General features: G+C 56.9%; 11 protein-coding genes and 2 tRNA genes. 1 reads left to right on the forward strand and 12 read right to left on the reverse strand.

What is annotated here, in order from left to right:
• Window positions 1–7: 7 nt before the first annotated feature.
• The 10 genes from nusA to rlmE all read right to left on the reverse strand — a co-directional run bounded on the left by nusA (window position 8) and on the right by rlmE (window position 8,616).
• Window positions 8–1,489 (reverse strand): transcription termination factor NusA, encoded by a 1,482-nt coding sequence (gene nusA / locus RYC17_RS06285; protein WP_003418834.1) that lies wholly within the window; start codon window positions 1,487–1,489, stop codon window positions 8–10.
• 59 nt (window positions 1,490–1,548) lie between these two features.
• Window positions 1,549–2,007 carry a ribosome maturation factor RimP gene (rimP, locus tag RYC17_RS06290; RefSeq protein WP_002555126.1) on the reverse strand — a complete coding sequence of 153 codons (459 nt, stop codon included), beginning with the start codon at window positions 2,005–2,007 and terminating at the stop codon, window positions 1,549–1,551.
• A 130-nt stretch (window positions 2,008–2,137) separates the two neighbouring features.
• Window positions 2,138–2,214: transfer RNA gene (locus RYC17_RS06295), tRNA-Met, on the reverse strand.
• A gap of 95 nt (window positions 2,215–2,309) precedes the next feature.
• A tRNA-Leu gene (locus RYC17_RS06300) sits at window positions 2,310–2,395 on the reverse strand.
• A gap of 45 nt (window positions 2,396–2,440) precedes the next feature.
• A complete protein-coding gene (gene secG / locus RYC17_RS06305; protein WP_004656657.1) occupies window positions 2,441–2,821 on the reverse strand; it encodes a preprotein translocase subunit SecG in 381 nt (126 codons plus the stop codon).
• A gap of 4 nt (window positions 2,822–2,825) precedes the next feature.
• The gene (tpiA, locus tag RYC17_RS06310) at window positions 2,826–3,581 is read right to left on the reverse strand and encodes a triose-phosphate isomerase (RefSeq protein WP_122280602.1); all 756 of its coding nucleotides are present in this window, start codon (window positions 3,579–3,581) and stop codon (window positions 2,826–2,828) included.
• A gap of 66 nt (window positions 3,582–3,647) precedes the next feature.
• Window positions 3,648–4,991 (reverse strand): phosphoglucosamine mutase, encoded by a 1,344-nt coding sequence (glmM, locus tag RYC17_RS06315; protein ID WP_058407966.1) that lies wholly within the window; start codon window positions 4,989–4,991, stop codon window positions 3,648–3,650.
• A gap of 16 nt (window positions 4,992–5,007) precedes the next feature.
• Complete coding sequence (folP, locus tag RYC17_RS06320) at window positions 5,008–5,859, reverse strand: dihydropteroate synthase (RefSeq protein ID WP_058407967.1); 852 nt, start codon at window positions 5,857–5,859, stop codon at window positions 5,008–5,010.
• Window positions 5,860–5,867: 8 nt separating this feature from the next.
• Complete coding sequence (ftsH, locus tag RYC17_RS06325) at window positions 5,868–7,772, reverse strand: ATP-dependent zinc metalloprotease FtsH (protein WP_058400684.1); 1,905 nt, start codon at window positions 7,770–7,772, stop codon at window positions 5,868–5,870.
• A gap of 193 nt (window positions 7,773–7,965) precedes the next feature.
• Window positions 7,966–8,616 (reverse strand): 23S rRNA (uridine(2552)-2'-O)-methyltransferase RlmE, encoded by a 651-nt coding sequence (rlmE, locus tag RYC17_RS06330; protein ID WP_004666214.1) that lies wholly within the window; start codon window positions 8,614–8,616, stop codon window positions 7,966–7,968.
• Between the two features lie 103 nt (window positions 8,617–8,719).
• Between rlmE and RYC17_RS06335 the strand changes: the two genes are divergently transcribed.
• Window positions 8,720–9,031, forward strand: a complete 312-nt coding sequence (locus RYC17_RS06335; RefSeq protein WP_002555133.1) for a YhbY family RNA-binding protein — start codon at window positions 8,720–8,722, stop codon at window positions 9,029–9,031.
• A gap of 81 nt (window positions 9,032–9,112) precedes the next feature.
• On the opposite strand, the gene greA is transcribed toward RYC17_RS06335, so the two are convergent.
• Window positions 9,113–9,589 carry a transcription elongation factor GreA gene (greA, locus tag RYC17_RS06340; protein ID WP_057403435.1) on the reverse strand — a complete coding sequence of 159 codons (477 nt, stop codon included), beginning with the start codon at window positions 9,587–9,589 and terminating at the stop codon, window positions 9,113–9,115.
• Window positions 9,586–12,807, reverse strand: coding sequence for a carbamoyl-phosphate synthase large subunit (gene carB / locus RYC17_RS06345; RefSeq protein WP_230016807.1), 3,222 nt, complete (start codon window positions 12,805–12,807; stop codon window positions 9,586–9,588). The genes greA and carB overlap by 4 nt, the downstream gene beginning before the upstream one ends.
• Between the last annotated feature and the right edge of the window lie 13 nt (window positions 12,808–12,820).

Below are 12,820 nucleotides of genomic sequence, written 5' to 3' on the forward strand. Positions count from 1 at the left end.
CGCCCAATTACTCGAACCAGTGGGCTCGGGCGGCCATGATCAACTTGCCGGCACGATCATCGTCAATGCCGTCGATGTCGAGCAGGTCATCTATAGACTGCTCGGCCAGGTCTTCGCGGGTAATTACGCCGCGCACCGCCAGTTCCATCGCCAAATCCTTGTCCATACCCTCAAGCGAGAGCAGGTCTTCGGCCGGATGGGCGTCTGCCAGCTTTTCCTCTGTAGCGATGGCTTTAGTCAACAAACGATCCTTGGCACGAGCGCGAAGCTCGTTGACGATGTCTTCGTCAAAGCCGTCGATGTTGAGCATTTCTTCCAACGGTACGTAGGCAATCTCTTCCAGGCTGGTGAAGCCTTCATCAACCAGCACCTGTGCCAATTCTTCATCGACTTCGAGTTCTTCGATGAAATTGCGCAGGATGTCACCGGTTTCAGCTTGCTGCTTGGCCTGGATGTCCGATTCGGTCATTACGTTCAGGGTCCAGCCAGTCAACTGGCTCGCCAGACGCACGTTCTGACCGCCACGACCAATAGCCTGGGCCAGGTTGTCCGCTCCCACTGCGATGTCCATTGCATGCGCGTCTTCATCTACGATGATTGCCGCTACTTCTGCAGGAGACATTGCATTGATCACGAACTGCGCCGGGTTATCGTCCCAAAGAACGATATCCACACGCTCGCCACCCAGCTCGCCGGAAACAGCCTGAACTCGCGAACCGCGCATGCCGATACAGGCACCTTGCGGATCGATTCGTTTATCCTTGGAGCGAACAGCGATTTTCGCACGAGAACCCGGGTCACGGGAGGCAGCCATCACCTCGATGAGACCTTCGGCAATTTCCGGCACTTCAATGCGGAAAAGCTCGATCAGCATTTCTGGCGCAGTACGCGACAGAATCAGCTGAGGACCACGGTTTTCAGTACGAATTTCCTTCAGCAAAGCACGGACGCGAACACCGACCCGGAAAGTTTCCCGGGAAATGATGTCTTCACGAGCCAGCAAGGCTTCGGCATTGTTACCCAGGTCAACGATGACATTGTCACGCGTAACCTTTTTAACAGTACCAGAAATGATTTCACCCAGACGCTCACGGTAGGCGTCGACTACCTGAGCACGCTCGGCTTCACGAACTTTCTGCACAATGACTTGCTTGGCGGTCTGTGCGGCGATACGACCGAATTCGATGGAATCGATTTTTTCTTCGATCAGGTCGCCCGCAACGGCACCTGGCTTCTTGACTTGAGCCTGGTCTACGGCCAATTCGTACGCAGGATCGTCCAGATCTTCGTCTTCGACAACTGTCCAGCGACGGAAAGTCTCGTAGTTGCCTGTCTGGCGATTGATCTCTACACGCAGTTCTACTTCATCTTCAAAACGTTTCTTGGTAGCGGTGGCAAGAGCCAGCTCCAGCGCTTCAAAAATTACACTTGCCGGAACGCCCTTTTCATTGGACACCGACTCAACAACCAGCAGTACTTCTTTGCTCATCGTACGCCTCGCCTTTCGCAAGCCATTGGATCCGCGGGATCCGCAGTAACCGGCACGTCTCAGTCAAACGTGGGAATAATGTTGGCCTTGTCGATCATGTCGATCGGCAACAGGAACTCATGGTCTTCAACCTGCACCACGACATCCTGCTCCTCCACCCCGCGGAGAAGGCCTTGAAAGTTGCGTCGCCCTTCGAAAGGTGAACGCAGCTTTATTTTCACTTGTTCCCCGGCGTACGAAGCAAACTGCTCAATAGTGAACAGCGGGCGCTCCATGCCAGGAGACGATACTTCAAGGGTGTATTCAGTGCTGATCGGATCTTCTACGTCCAATACACCGCTGATCTGGCGACTTACGATTGCGCAGTCGTCGACCAGAACACCACCTTCCTTATCAATATAAATGCGCAGCACCGAATGCTTGCCCTGGGAACTGAAATCGATCCCCCAGCATTGATAGCCAAGGGCTACGACCACCGGGGCCAACAAGTCCTGCAACTGTTCTAGCTTGCTCGACACCTGAACCCCCTCGTGCATGCTTTAGAAATAAAAAAATGGGCAAAAGCCCATCCCTGAAAACGCCGCTGAACATCGACGTCATGTACTGTCCAGCTAACAAAAAGCCCCTTAAAAGGGGCTCCGCTAAAACTGGTTGCGGGGGCTGGATTTGAACCAACGACCTTCGGGTTATGAGCCCGACGAGCTACCAAACTGCTCCACCCCGCGACAAAGCTGGGGCGGAAGTATACGACCGATCCATTGCTGGGTCAATCCAACATCCACCTACAAGAAAGCCCGCTAATGCGGGCTCCCTTGTTAATTGGTACCGAGAAGGGGACTCGAACCCCTACACCCATTGGGCACAACCACCTCAAGGTTGCGTGTCTACCAATTCCACCACCTCGGCATTACAACTCTTTGGCGACCTCACGAAACATCGCCGAATTCTTTTTTACTTCTTCTCTGGGGCTTGAGGTACGTCAGCTGGAACAACAGCTGGCTTTTGCCCTTCGAGAACCGGTACATCATCTGCTGCCGGCTTTTGCTTCACTTCCAGTACTGCGGGATCTGGCAAACCTACTTGAGTCAGCTGTTGAGCTTTCTCTTTAGCAAAGTAACCTAACCCCAAGCTGGTTATGAAAAAACATGCTGCAAGTATAGCAGTAAACTTACTGAGAAAGGTAGAGGTTCCTTGACCTCCGAAGACAGTATTTGATGCACCTGCTCCGAACGACGCACCGGCGTCAGCACCTTTACCCTGCTGCAGCAATACCAGAGCGACAACGCCCAGAGCGCCCAACAGGTGAAAAACGATTACGACTGTTTCCAGCATTTTTTCAGTTTCCCGCGGCGCGACAGATCGCACCGAACTCATCTGCATTCAGGGAAGCTCCACCAATGAGCCCCCCATCGATATCCGGCATGCTGAAGAGCTCGACCGCATTGGCCGCCTTCACGCTGCCGCCATAGAGAAGTCGCACGCCTTGTGCGACTTCGGCATTCTCTTTTGCCAGTTGCGCACGGATTGCTGCGTGCACTTCCTGCGCCTCTTGAGGCGAAGCAGTCAATCCGGTGCCAATGGCCCAGACCGGCTCGTAGGCAATTACGGCATTGATCAGTGCGCTGACGCCAAACTCGGCGATAACACTGTCCAGCTGACGCCCGACAACTTCAAGCGTCTGCCCTGCCTTGCGCTCTTCAAGCGTTTCGCCTATGCAGAGCACAGGTGTCAGACCGCTTGCCTGGATCGCCGCAAACTTCTTGTTGAGGACATGATCCTGCTCGCCGATCAACTGACGACGCTCGGAATGCCCGACAAGTACCAGCTTGCAACCTGCATCAGCCAGCTGACTCGACGCTACCTCACCGGTCAGCGCGCCCTGCTCAGCCTGAATGGCTGCATCCTGCGCACCGACGATGATCGACGTTGCCTTAAGCCCTTCGATCACCTGATTGGTAAACAGACTTGCAGGCATTACGGCGATATCGACGCTGCCAGGCAACACCTGCTTGCCCAAACCCTCGATCAGCTCAGCGACGCTGGCGCGGGTACCGTGCATTTTCCAGTTACCAGCTACCATTGGGCGACGCATGCTACACCTCGTGGGTCAAAGTGGGCGCAGATGTTACCCAACACTTCCGACACTGGCAAGCCGAAATCAGGCGCAAACTTCAGCAACCAGTTTTGCGAGCTCTTCGGCATACGATCTGACCTGGGGTTCATCCTCACCTTCGACCATCACGCGCACCAAAGGCTCTGTGCCCGACTTGCGCAGCAGCACCCTGCCCCGTCCGGCCATCTGCTCGGTAACACGTGCACAGGCTTGCTGGACCGAAGGGTGCGAAACCGGGTCTACACCTGAACCTGCAAAACGCACATTGATCAGGATCTGCGGGCATTTGCGCAGTTTCAGACGCGCTTCGGCGAGGCTGATGCCGCTGCGACGCAGAGCCAGTATCACCTGCAACGATGCAATGATCGCATCACCGGTGGTGGCGTGCTGGAAGCACACGATATGGCCGGAGTTTTCACCGCCAATCTGCCAGTTACGCTCAAGCAGCTCGGCGATCACATAACGGTCACCGACATTGGCACGAACAAACGGGATGTTCTGCTCGGCCAAGGCCAGTTCAAGCCCGAGATTACTCATCAACGTGCCGACGACGCCACCCTGCAAGCGCCCACGCTCATGCAGATCACGGGCAATGATGTAAAGCAGCTCGTCGCCATCGACGATGGTCCCGGTATGGTCAACCATCAACACGCGATCGCCGTCACCGTCGAAGCCAATGCCCATGTCGGCATGCTCTGCGACCACTGCCGCCTGCAAGGCCTCCATGTGAGTGGAACCGCAATTCTTGTTGATATTGAGCCCGTCAGGCTGCGCAGAAAGCACCACAACCTGCGCGCCAAGCTCACGAAAGACGTTGGGCGCAACCTTGTAGGTCGCACCGTGCGCGCAGTCGATGACCACCTTCAGGCCGGCAAAGTCGGTGCTGGTCGGCACGCTGCTTTTGCAGAATTCGATGTAACGCCCTGCGGCATCGTTGATTCGCGAAACCTTGCCGAGGTTCTCGGACTCCGCCACGGTCATCGGCGCATCGAGCAGCTCTTCGATCATCATTTCGATCTCGTCAGGCAGTTTGGTGCCCTGACCGGAGAAGAATTTGATGCCGTTGTCGTAGTGCGGATTGTGCGAGGCACTGATCACGATGCCTGCTTCGGCATGAAACGTACGTGTCAGGTAGGCAATCGCAGGTGTCGGCATAGGCCCCAGCAGGAGCACGTCAGCACCGGCCGCAGAGAGCCCGGCCTCAAGGGCGGATTCGAACATGTAGCCGGAGATGCGCGTGTCCTTGCCGACGAGAATCCGGCAGGCGCCCATCTTGCGAAAGGCCATGCCTGCAGCCCAACCCAGTTTCAGCATGAACTCGGGCGTGATCGGAAATTGCCCTACGCGACCACGAATGCCGTCGGTTCCGAAATATTTTCTGGTAGTCATGGATGCCCCACTGTTGTTATTCAGCTGCCTGGACAGCTGCGATCATGCGCACCACGTCAGCCGTTTCGGCGACATCGTGCACACGTAGAATTCGGGCTCCCTTGGTCATAGCCAAAGCAGCCAGGGCCAGCCCACCGGATAGACGCTGATCTACGGAGCGCCCCAATACAGCACCAATCATGCTTTTGCGCGAAACACCTACCAGCAAAGGCCTGCCGAGCGCTTGCAGCACCTCCATATGCTTGAACAGACTCAGATTGTGCTCCAGCGTCTTGGCAAAGCCAAAGCCCGGATCAAGAATGATCTGCTGCTGACCGATTCCCGCCGCAACACACTGTTTCATCCGCTCAGCCAGGAAGGCACAAACCTCACCCACCAGGTCTTCGTAGTGCGGGTCATTCTGCATGGTTCCGGGCTCACCCAGCATGTGCATGAGACACACCGGCAAACCAGTGCTTGCAGCCGCCTCAAGCGCGCCTGGCCGCTGAAGCGAGCGGACGTCATTGATAAGCCCGGCACCCAGGCCAGCCGTCGCCAGCATGACCTCAGGCGTGGAGGTGTCCACAGAGATGATCACATCCAGCTCGCGCGCGATGACCTCAACCACCGGCGCCACACGCTCGACCTCTTCTGACGCAGACACCGGACGCGCACCAGGGCGCGTCGACTCTCCACCAACGTCGATCAGTGTGGCACCTGCCAGCACCATCGCCTCGGCATGACGCAAGGCAGCATCAAGCTGGCTGTAGCGGCCGCCATCCGAAAACGAGTCTGGGGTTGCATTGAGGATACCCATCACATGCGTACGGGCCAAATCAAGAACCCGATTGCCGCAAGGCAACCGGGTTGGGTACAGCGCAGATGTCATGTCAGACCTTAGTGCTCGGCAGCAGGGCCGCCAATCGGAGTTTCCGGACGAGGGTCAGGTGTGATCGGAGTACCGCTGGTACCCGAACCACCGCCCCAGTCACGCGGTTCACGAGGCACGCGACCGGTCATGATGTCGTCGATCTGATCGGCATCAATGGTTTCATACTTCATCAGCGCATCGGCCATCGCTTCAAGCTTGTCACGATTGTCCGTCAGCAACTGCTTGGCAGTGCCGTAGCAGTGATCGATGATGCTGCGCACTTCGGAGTCGATGAGCTTGGCAGTATCGCCGGAAACACTGGAGTTCTGGCTGCTGCCGCGCCCCAGGTAACCTGCATCTTCGTCTTCCGAGTACATCAGCGGGCCGAGTTTTTCAGACAGCCCCCACTTGGTGACCATGTTCCGGGCAATCTGGCTGGCACGCATGATGTCATTGGAGGCACCGGTTGTGACGCCATCGAAGCCAAGGGTCATTTCTTCCGCGATACGACCACCGTACAGCGAGCAGATCTGGCTGATCAACGCACGCTTGGACAGGCTGTAACGGTCTTCTTCCGGCAGGAACATCGTCACACCCAGCGCACGACCGCGCGGGATGATGGAGACCTTGTAAACCGGATCATGCTCAGGCACCAGGCGTCCGACGATAGCGTGTCCTGCTTCGTGGTAAGCCGTGTTGCGTTTTTCCTTTTCGGACATGACCATCGATTTGCGCTCAGCGCCCATCATGATCTTGTCCTTGGCCAGTTCGAACTCTTTCATCTCTACGACGCGCTTGCCGGAGCGAGCAGCGAACAGCGACGCTTCGTTGACCAGGTTAGCCAGATCGGCACCGGAGAAACCCGGCGTACCGCGAGCGATAACGCCTGCGTTGACGTCTTCGCCCATCGGAACCTTGCGCATGTGAACCTTGAGGATCTGCTCGCGGCCACGAATGTCCGGCAGACCTACAACTACCTGGCGGTCGAAACGACCTGGACGCAGCAGCGCCGGGTCCAGCACGTCAGGACGGTTGGTTGCGGCAATGACGATGATGCCGTCATTCATTTCAAAACCGTCCATCTCGACCAGCAACTGGTTGAGAGTCTGTTCACGCTCGTCGTGACCACCACCCATGCCAGCGCCACGATGGCGACCGACCGCATCGATTTCGTCGATGAAGATGATGCAAGGAGCATGTTTCTTGGCCTGTTCGAACATGTCACGGACGCGGCTTGCACCAACACCCACGAACATCTCGACGAAATCAGAACCGGAAATGGTGAAGAACGGCACTTTCGCCTCGCCAGCAATGGCCTTGGCGATCAGCGTCTTACCGGTACCCGGAGGACCGACCATCAGAACGCCACGCGGGATACGGCCGCCCAGACGCTGGAACTTGCCCGGGTCACGAAGGAACTCGACAAGCTCGCCGACTTCTTCCTTGGCTTCGTCACAACCGGCAACATCGGCCAGGGTGGTCTTGACCTGATCTTCGGACAACAGACGCGCCTTGCTTTTGCCAAAGCTCATCGGGCCGCCCTTGCCGCCCGCCCCGCCCTGCATCTGGCGCATGAAGAACATGAACACCGCAATGATCACCAGGATAGGGAAGCTGGCCACCAGTAACTGAGTCCAGATGCTCTGCTGCTCAGGCTGCTTGCCTTCGATCACGACGTTGTTGCTGACCAGATCACCGATCAGACCGTTGTCCGGAATGTTCGGGCGGATGGTCTTGAAGGTGTCGCCATCACTGCGCTTGCCCGTAATGACGTAGCCGTCGACGGAAACCTTCTCGACCTTGCCATCCTTGACCTGCTGGATGAACTCGGAATAGTTGAGGTTCTGCGGCTCGTTAGGGCTGGAGAAGTTGTTCATCACCGTCACCAGGACAGCCGCGATGATCAACCACAGGATCAAATTCTTTGCCATATCGTTCAATTAGCTACCCTCTGAAGCAAGCTCCACGCAGCAAGCGTGCCTCGCATGATATTCACCGGCCTAACTTACTACAGAACCTACAGATACGGCAGACACCGTCTGTAACCCTTTGTGAAACTTTGACAACACAATGTTCAGTCATGCTGCATCGGTAACGCCATTTGAAAAAAGCTATCGTGCCCCTTCAAAAACGCTCGATGCTGGCTGCCCCGTCGATTCCACGAAAGCCGCGAGCCAGCAGGTATTGCTCGCGTGACCTGTCGCGGGATGACGAAGGCTTGCGCATCTGCACCTTGTCAAACAACTTGCGAATATCCTTGTGGTAGACATCGAAGCCTTCACCCTGGAAGACCTTGATCAGAAAATCGCCACCGGGACGTAGTACCCGACCGGCCAGATCGAGCGCCAATTCACAGAGAAACATCGCACGCGGCATATCTACAGCGCTCAATCCACTCATATTGGGGGCCATATCGGAAATCACAAGGTCTACCTGCGTATTACCGACTGCCTCAAGGATCTGCTCGAGAATCTTGTCCTCGGTAAAATCCCCCTGAATGAAGGTCACATCAGGGATGCTGTCCATTTCAAGGATGTCGGAAGCAATCAGACGACCTTGACCGCCGATCAGACGACTGGTCACCTGCGACCAGCCTCCCGGCGCAGCACCAAGGTCGATAACGGTCATGCCAGGACGGATGAGTTTGTCCTTTTCCTGGATCTCGAGCAGCTTGTAGCTGGCACGCGAACGGTAACCGTCCTTCTGCGCCATTTTGACGTATTTGTCGTCGAAGTGTTCTTTGAGCCAGTTATGGCTTGTCTTGGAACGGGCCACGGGGCACCTCAAAAATAAACGAGTCGTGATTAACTGGGCGGTCCCGGACTCGCTCGGGTAAACTGGCCGCCGCTTTTAAAAGATCAGACGCAGAGGTCAGATTATGCCGCTCACTCCAGAGCAGAAGAAACAATACAAATCCATTGGCCACCATCTGAAACCGGTGTTGATCGTGGCTGACAATGGTTTGACTGAAGGTGTACTTGCAGAGCTTGAACGCGCATTGAGCGATCACGAGCTGATCAAGATCAAGCTCAATATCCTTGACCGCGAAAGCCGCCTGGGCGCCGTTGCAGAACTGTGCAAGGCCGGTTCGGCGGACCTTGTACAGGTCATCGGCAAAATGGCGCTGATCTACCGCAAGAACCCAAAGGTAAACAAGCAGCTCTCCAACGTCCACCGCGCACACGGATAAAAACAGAAGTCAGGGCCGCCAAAAGGCGTGCCCTGACTCTTTTTTGCTGCTGACTGTGCCCGCCAAAGCGGGCGACAGGCATCAGATGTGACGCACTTCGATGATTTCGTATTCGATAACGCCGCTAGGCGTTTTCACGACGACGACATCGCCCTCTTCCTTGGCAATCAAGGCGCGAGCAATGGGCGAACCCACTGAAATCTTGCCCTTCTTGATATCCGCCTCGTCCTCACCAACGATCTGGTAGACAACGCTTTCGTCGGTTTCGACGTTGGCGATTTCGACTGTCGTGCCGAAAATCACCTTGCCAGTGTGCGGAATAGTCGTAACGTCGATTACCACAGCGTTCTGCATGCGGCCTTCGATATCACGAATACGCGCCTCGACCATACCCTGCTGCTCGCGGGCAGCATGGTATTCAGCGTTTTCCTTGAGGTCGCCCAGTTCGCGCGCAGTACCGATGTCCTGGCTCAACTTGGGACGGATCACCTTGGTCAGGTGAGTCAGCTCTTCTACCAGGGCGCGAGAGCCCTGGACGGTCATTGGGTATTTTTTCATGCCTTCAATCCTGCATGGAGATCCTGCAAGCGACGTACGGTCTTCTCGGGACCGAATTTGAGCGCTTCACAGATCGCTTCGCCTGCTGCAATGGTAGTGGTGCAGTAGATCTTGTGCTGCAAGGCGTTGCGACGAATGGAGTAGGAATCCGCGATCGACTGACGACCTTCGGTGGTGTTGATGATCAGGGTAACTTCGTCATTCTTGATCATGTCAACCACGTGTGGGCGCCCTTCGGTCACCTTGTTGACGCGACGTACTTTCAGGCCTGCCGCTTCGATCAGCTTGGCAGTGCCTGCGGTGGCAACGATCTCGAAACCGAGATTAATGAGGTCACGAGCGACCGCTTCAACCAAAGGCTTGTCATCGTCACGTACGCTGATGAACGCGGTACCGCCAGTTGGCAGCACTTCGCTCGCGCCCATCTGGGCCTTGGCAAACGCTTCACCGAAGGTATCCCCCACACCCATCACTTCACCGGTCGATTTCATTTCCGGGCCGAGGATCGGATCAACGCCAGGGAATTTGGCAAACGGGAACACTGCCTCTTTCACGCTGTAGAAGTTCGGAATGATTTCCTTGGTGAAGTTCAGCTCTTTCAGGGTTTTACCTGCCATCACGCGAGCCGCGATCATGGCCAGGGAAACACCGATGCATTTGGAAACGAACGGCACGGTACGCGATGCACGCGGGTTGACTTCAATGACGTAGATATCTTCGCCCTGAAGTGCCAACTGTACGTTCATCAGGCCGACAACGCCCAGCTCCAGGGCCATTTTCTTGACCTGCTCGCGCATTTCGTCCTGGATGTGTGCAGGCAGCGAGTACGGCGGCAGCGAGCATGCGGAGTCACCGGAGTGAACGCCCGCCTGCTCGATGTGCTGCATGATCGCGCCGATCACCACGTCAGTTCCGTCGCAGACCGCATCGACGTCCATTTCGATGGCACAGTTCAGGAAGTGGTCCAGCAGCACAGGGCTGTCGTTGGACACTTGAACCGCTTCACGCAGGTAACGCTTGAGCTCGTCTTCCTGGTACACGATTTCCATCGCGCGGCCGCCCAGTACATAGGACGGGCGCACCACCAGCGGATAACCGATCTTCGCCGCAGCACGAATGGCTTCGTCTTCGCTGCGCACAGTGGCATTTGGCGGCTGACGCAGGTTGAGGCGCTCGACCATCTGCTGGAAGCGCTCACGATCTTCGGCACGGTCAATGGCGTCAGGGCTGGTGCCGATGATCGGCACACCGGCTGCTTCAAGGGCACGCGCCAGTTTCAGCGGCGTCTGGCCACCGTACTGAACGATCACACCTTTCGGCTTCTCGACCCGGACGATTTCCAGCACGTCTTCCAGGGTGACAGGCTCGAAGTACAGGCGGTCAGAGGTGTCGTAATCGGTGGAAACGGTTTCCGGGTTGCAGTTGACCATGATGGTCTCGTACCCGTCTTCACGCAGCGCCAGGGCGGCGTGTACACAGCAGTAGTCGAACTCGATACCCTGGCCGATACGGTTAGGGCCACCGCCGAGAATCATGATCTTGTCGCGCGTCGAAGGGTTGGCTTCGCACTCTTCTTCGTACGTCGAGTACAGGTACGCGGTGTCGGTTGCGAACTCGGCAGCGCAGGTGTCGACGCGCTTGTAGACCGGGAACACGTCCAGCTTGTGACGATGCGTACGCAGGTTCTTTTCGGTGACGCCGACCAGCTTGGCCAGGCGCGCATCAGAGAAGCCCTTGCGCTTGAGGCGGAACATCAGGTCACGATCGATTGCCGACAGGCCCAGCGTCTTGACCTTCTCCTCGTCCTTGACCAGATCTTCGATCTGCACCAGGAACCAGGGGTCAATCATGTTCATGGCGAAGATATCTTCAACCGTCATGCCAGCGCGGAAGGCGTCGGCGACGTACCAGATACGCTCGGCACCCGGCACAGTCAGCTCGCGCTTGAGCGTGCTCATGCTTTCAGGGTGGCTCAGATCCAGCTTCGGATCGAGACCGCAAACGCCGACTTCCAGACCGCGCAGGGCTTTCTGCAGGGATTCCTGGAAGGTACGGCCGATGGCCATGACTTCACCGACCGACTTCATCTGAGTGGTCAGGCGGGCATCGGCCTTGGCGAACTTCTCGAAAGCAAAACGCGGCAGCTTGGTGACGACATAGTCGATTGACGGCTCGAACGATGCCGGGGTCTTGCCGCCGGTGATTTCGTTCGACAGCTCGTCAAGGGTGTAGCCGACTGCCAGCTTGGCGGCAACGCGGGCGATCGGGAAGCCGGTCGCCTTGGAGGCCAGCGCCGAGGAACGCGATACGCGCGGGTTCATCTCGATCACGACCATACGGCCGGTGTCCGGGCAGATGCCGAACTGAACGTTGGAACCACCGGTTTCAACGCCGATCTCGCGCAGCACTGCCAGCGAGGCATTACGCAGGATCTGGTATTCCTTGTCGGTCAGAGTCTGTGCCGGAGCAACGGTGATGGAGTCACCGGTGTGCACGCCCATCGGGTCGAAGTTTTCAATCGAGCAGACGATGATGCAGTTGTCCTTTTTGTCGCGGACAACTTCCATTTCGTACTCTTTCCAGCCGATCAGCGATTCGTCGATCAGCAGCTCTTTGGTCGGCGACAGGTCCAGACCGCGAGCGCAGATTTCTTCGAACTCTTCACGGTTGTACGCGATACCGCCGCCCGTGCCGCCCATGGTGAACGATGGACGAATGATGCACGGGAAGCCGAGCTTTTCGAGAACCGCGTTGGCTTCTTCCATGCTGTGCGCGATACCGGAACGCGGGCACGCCAGGCCGATAGACTTCATGGCCTTGTCGAAACGCGAGCGGTCTTCAGCCTTGTCGATGGTGTCGGCGTTGGCGCCGATCATCTCCACGCCGAACTTCTCCAGAACGCCTTCGCGCTCCAGATCCAGTGCGCAGTTCAGAGCCGTCTGGCCGCCCATGGTTGGCAGCAGTGCGTCAGGACGCTCTTTTTCGATGATCTTGGCAACGGTCTGCCACTTGATCGGCTCGATGTAGGTGGCGTCGGCCATGGCCGGGTCGGTCATGATGGTGGCCGGGTTGGAGTTCACCAGGATGACGCGGTAACCCTCTTCGCGCAGTGCCTTGCAGGCCTGGGCGCCGGAGTAGTCGAATTCACAGGCCTGGCCGATCACGATGGGGCCGGCGCCGAGAATCAGGATGCTTTTAATATCTGTACGTTTTGGCATGGGTTGTCACTCA

This window comes from Pseudomonas syringae group sp. J248-6 (genome assembly GCF_032586995.1).
GTDB lineage: Bacteria > Pseudomonadota > Gammaproteobacteria > Pseudomonadales > Pseudomonadaceae > Aquipseudomonas > Aquipseudomonas amygdali.

What these genes read in the sequence shown, in the direction of transcription:
- nusA (WP_003418834.1), bottom strand. Translation starts at nt 1,489, where the DNA reads ATGAGCAAAGAAGTACTGCTGGTTGTTGAGTCGGTGTCCAATGAAAAG.
- secG (WP_004656657.1), bottom strand. Translation starts at nt 2,821, where the DNA reads ATGCTGGAAACAGTCGTAATCGTTTTTCACCTGTTGGGCGCTCTGGGC.
- tpiA (WP_122280602.1), bottom strand. Translation starts at nt 3,581, where the DNA reads ATGCGTCGCCCAATGGTAGCTGGTAACTGGAAAATGCACGGTACCCGC.
- glmM (WP_058407966.1), bottom strand. Translation starts at nt 4,991, where the DNA reads ATGACTACCAGAAAATATTTCGGAACCGACGGCATTCGTGGTCGCGTA.
- folP (WP_058407967.1), bottom strand. Translation starts at nt 5,859, where the DNA reads ATGACATCTGCGCTGTACCCAACCCGGTTGCCTTGCGGCAATCGGGTT.
- ftsH (WP_058400684.1), bottom strand. Translation starts at nt 7,772, where the DNA reads ATGGCAAAGAATTTGATCCTGTGGTTGATCATCGCGGCTGTCCTGGTG.
- RYC17_RS06335 (WP_002555133.1), top strand. Translation starts at nt 8,720, where the DNA reads ATGCCGCTCACTCCAGAGCAGAAGAAACAATACAAATCCATTGGCCAC.
- greA (WP_057403435.1), bottom strand. Translation starts at nt 9,589, where the DNA reads ATGAAAAAATACCCAATGACCGTCCAGGGCTCTCGCGCCCTGGTAGAA.
- carB (WP_230016807.1), bottom strand. Translation starts at nt 12,807, where the DNA reads ATGCCAAAACGTACAGATATTAAAAGCATCCTGATTCTCGGCGCCGGC.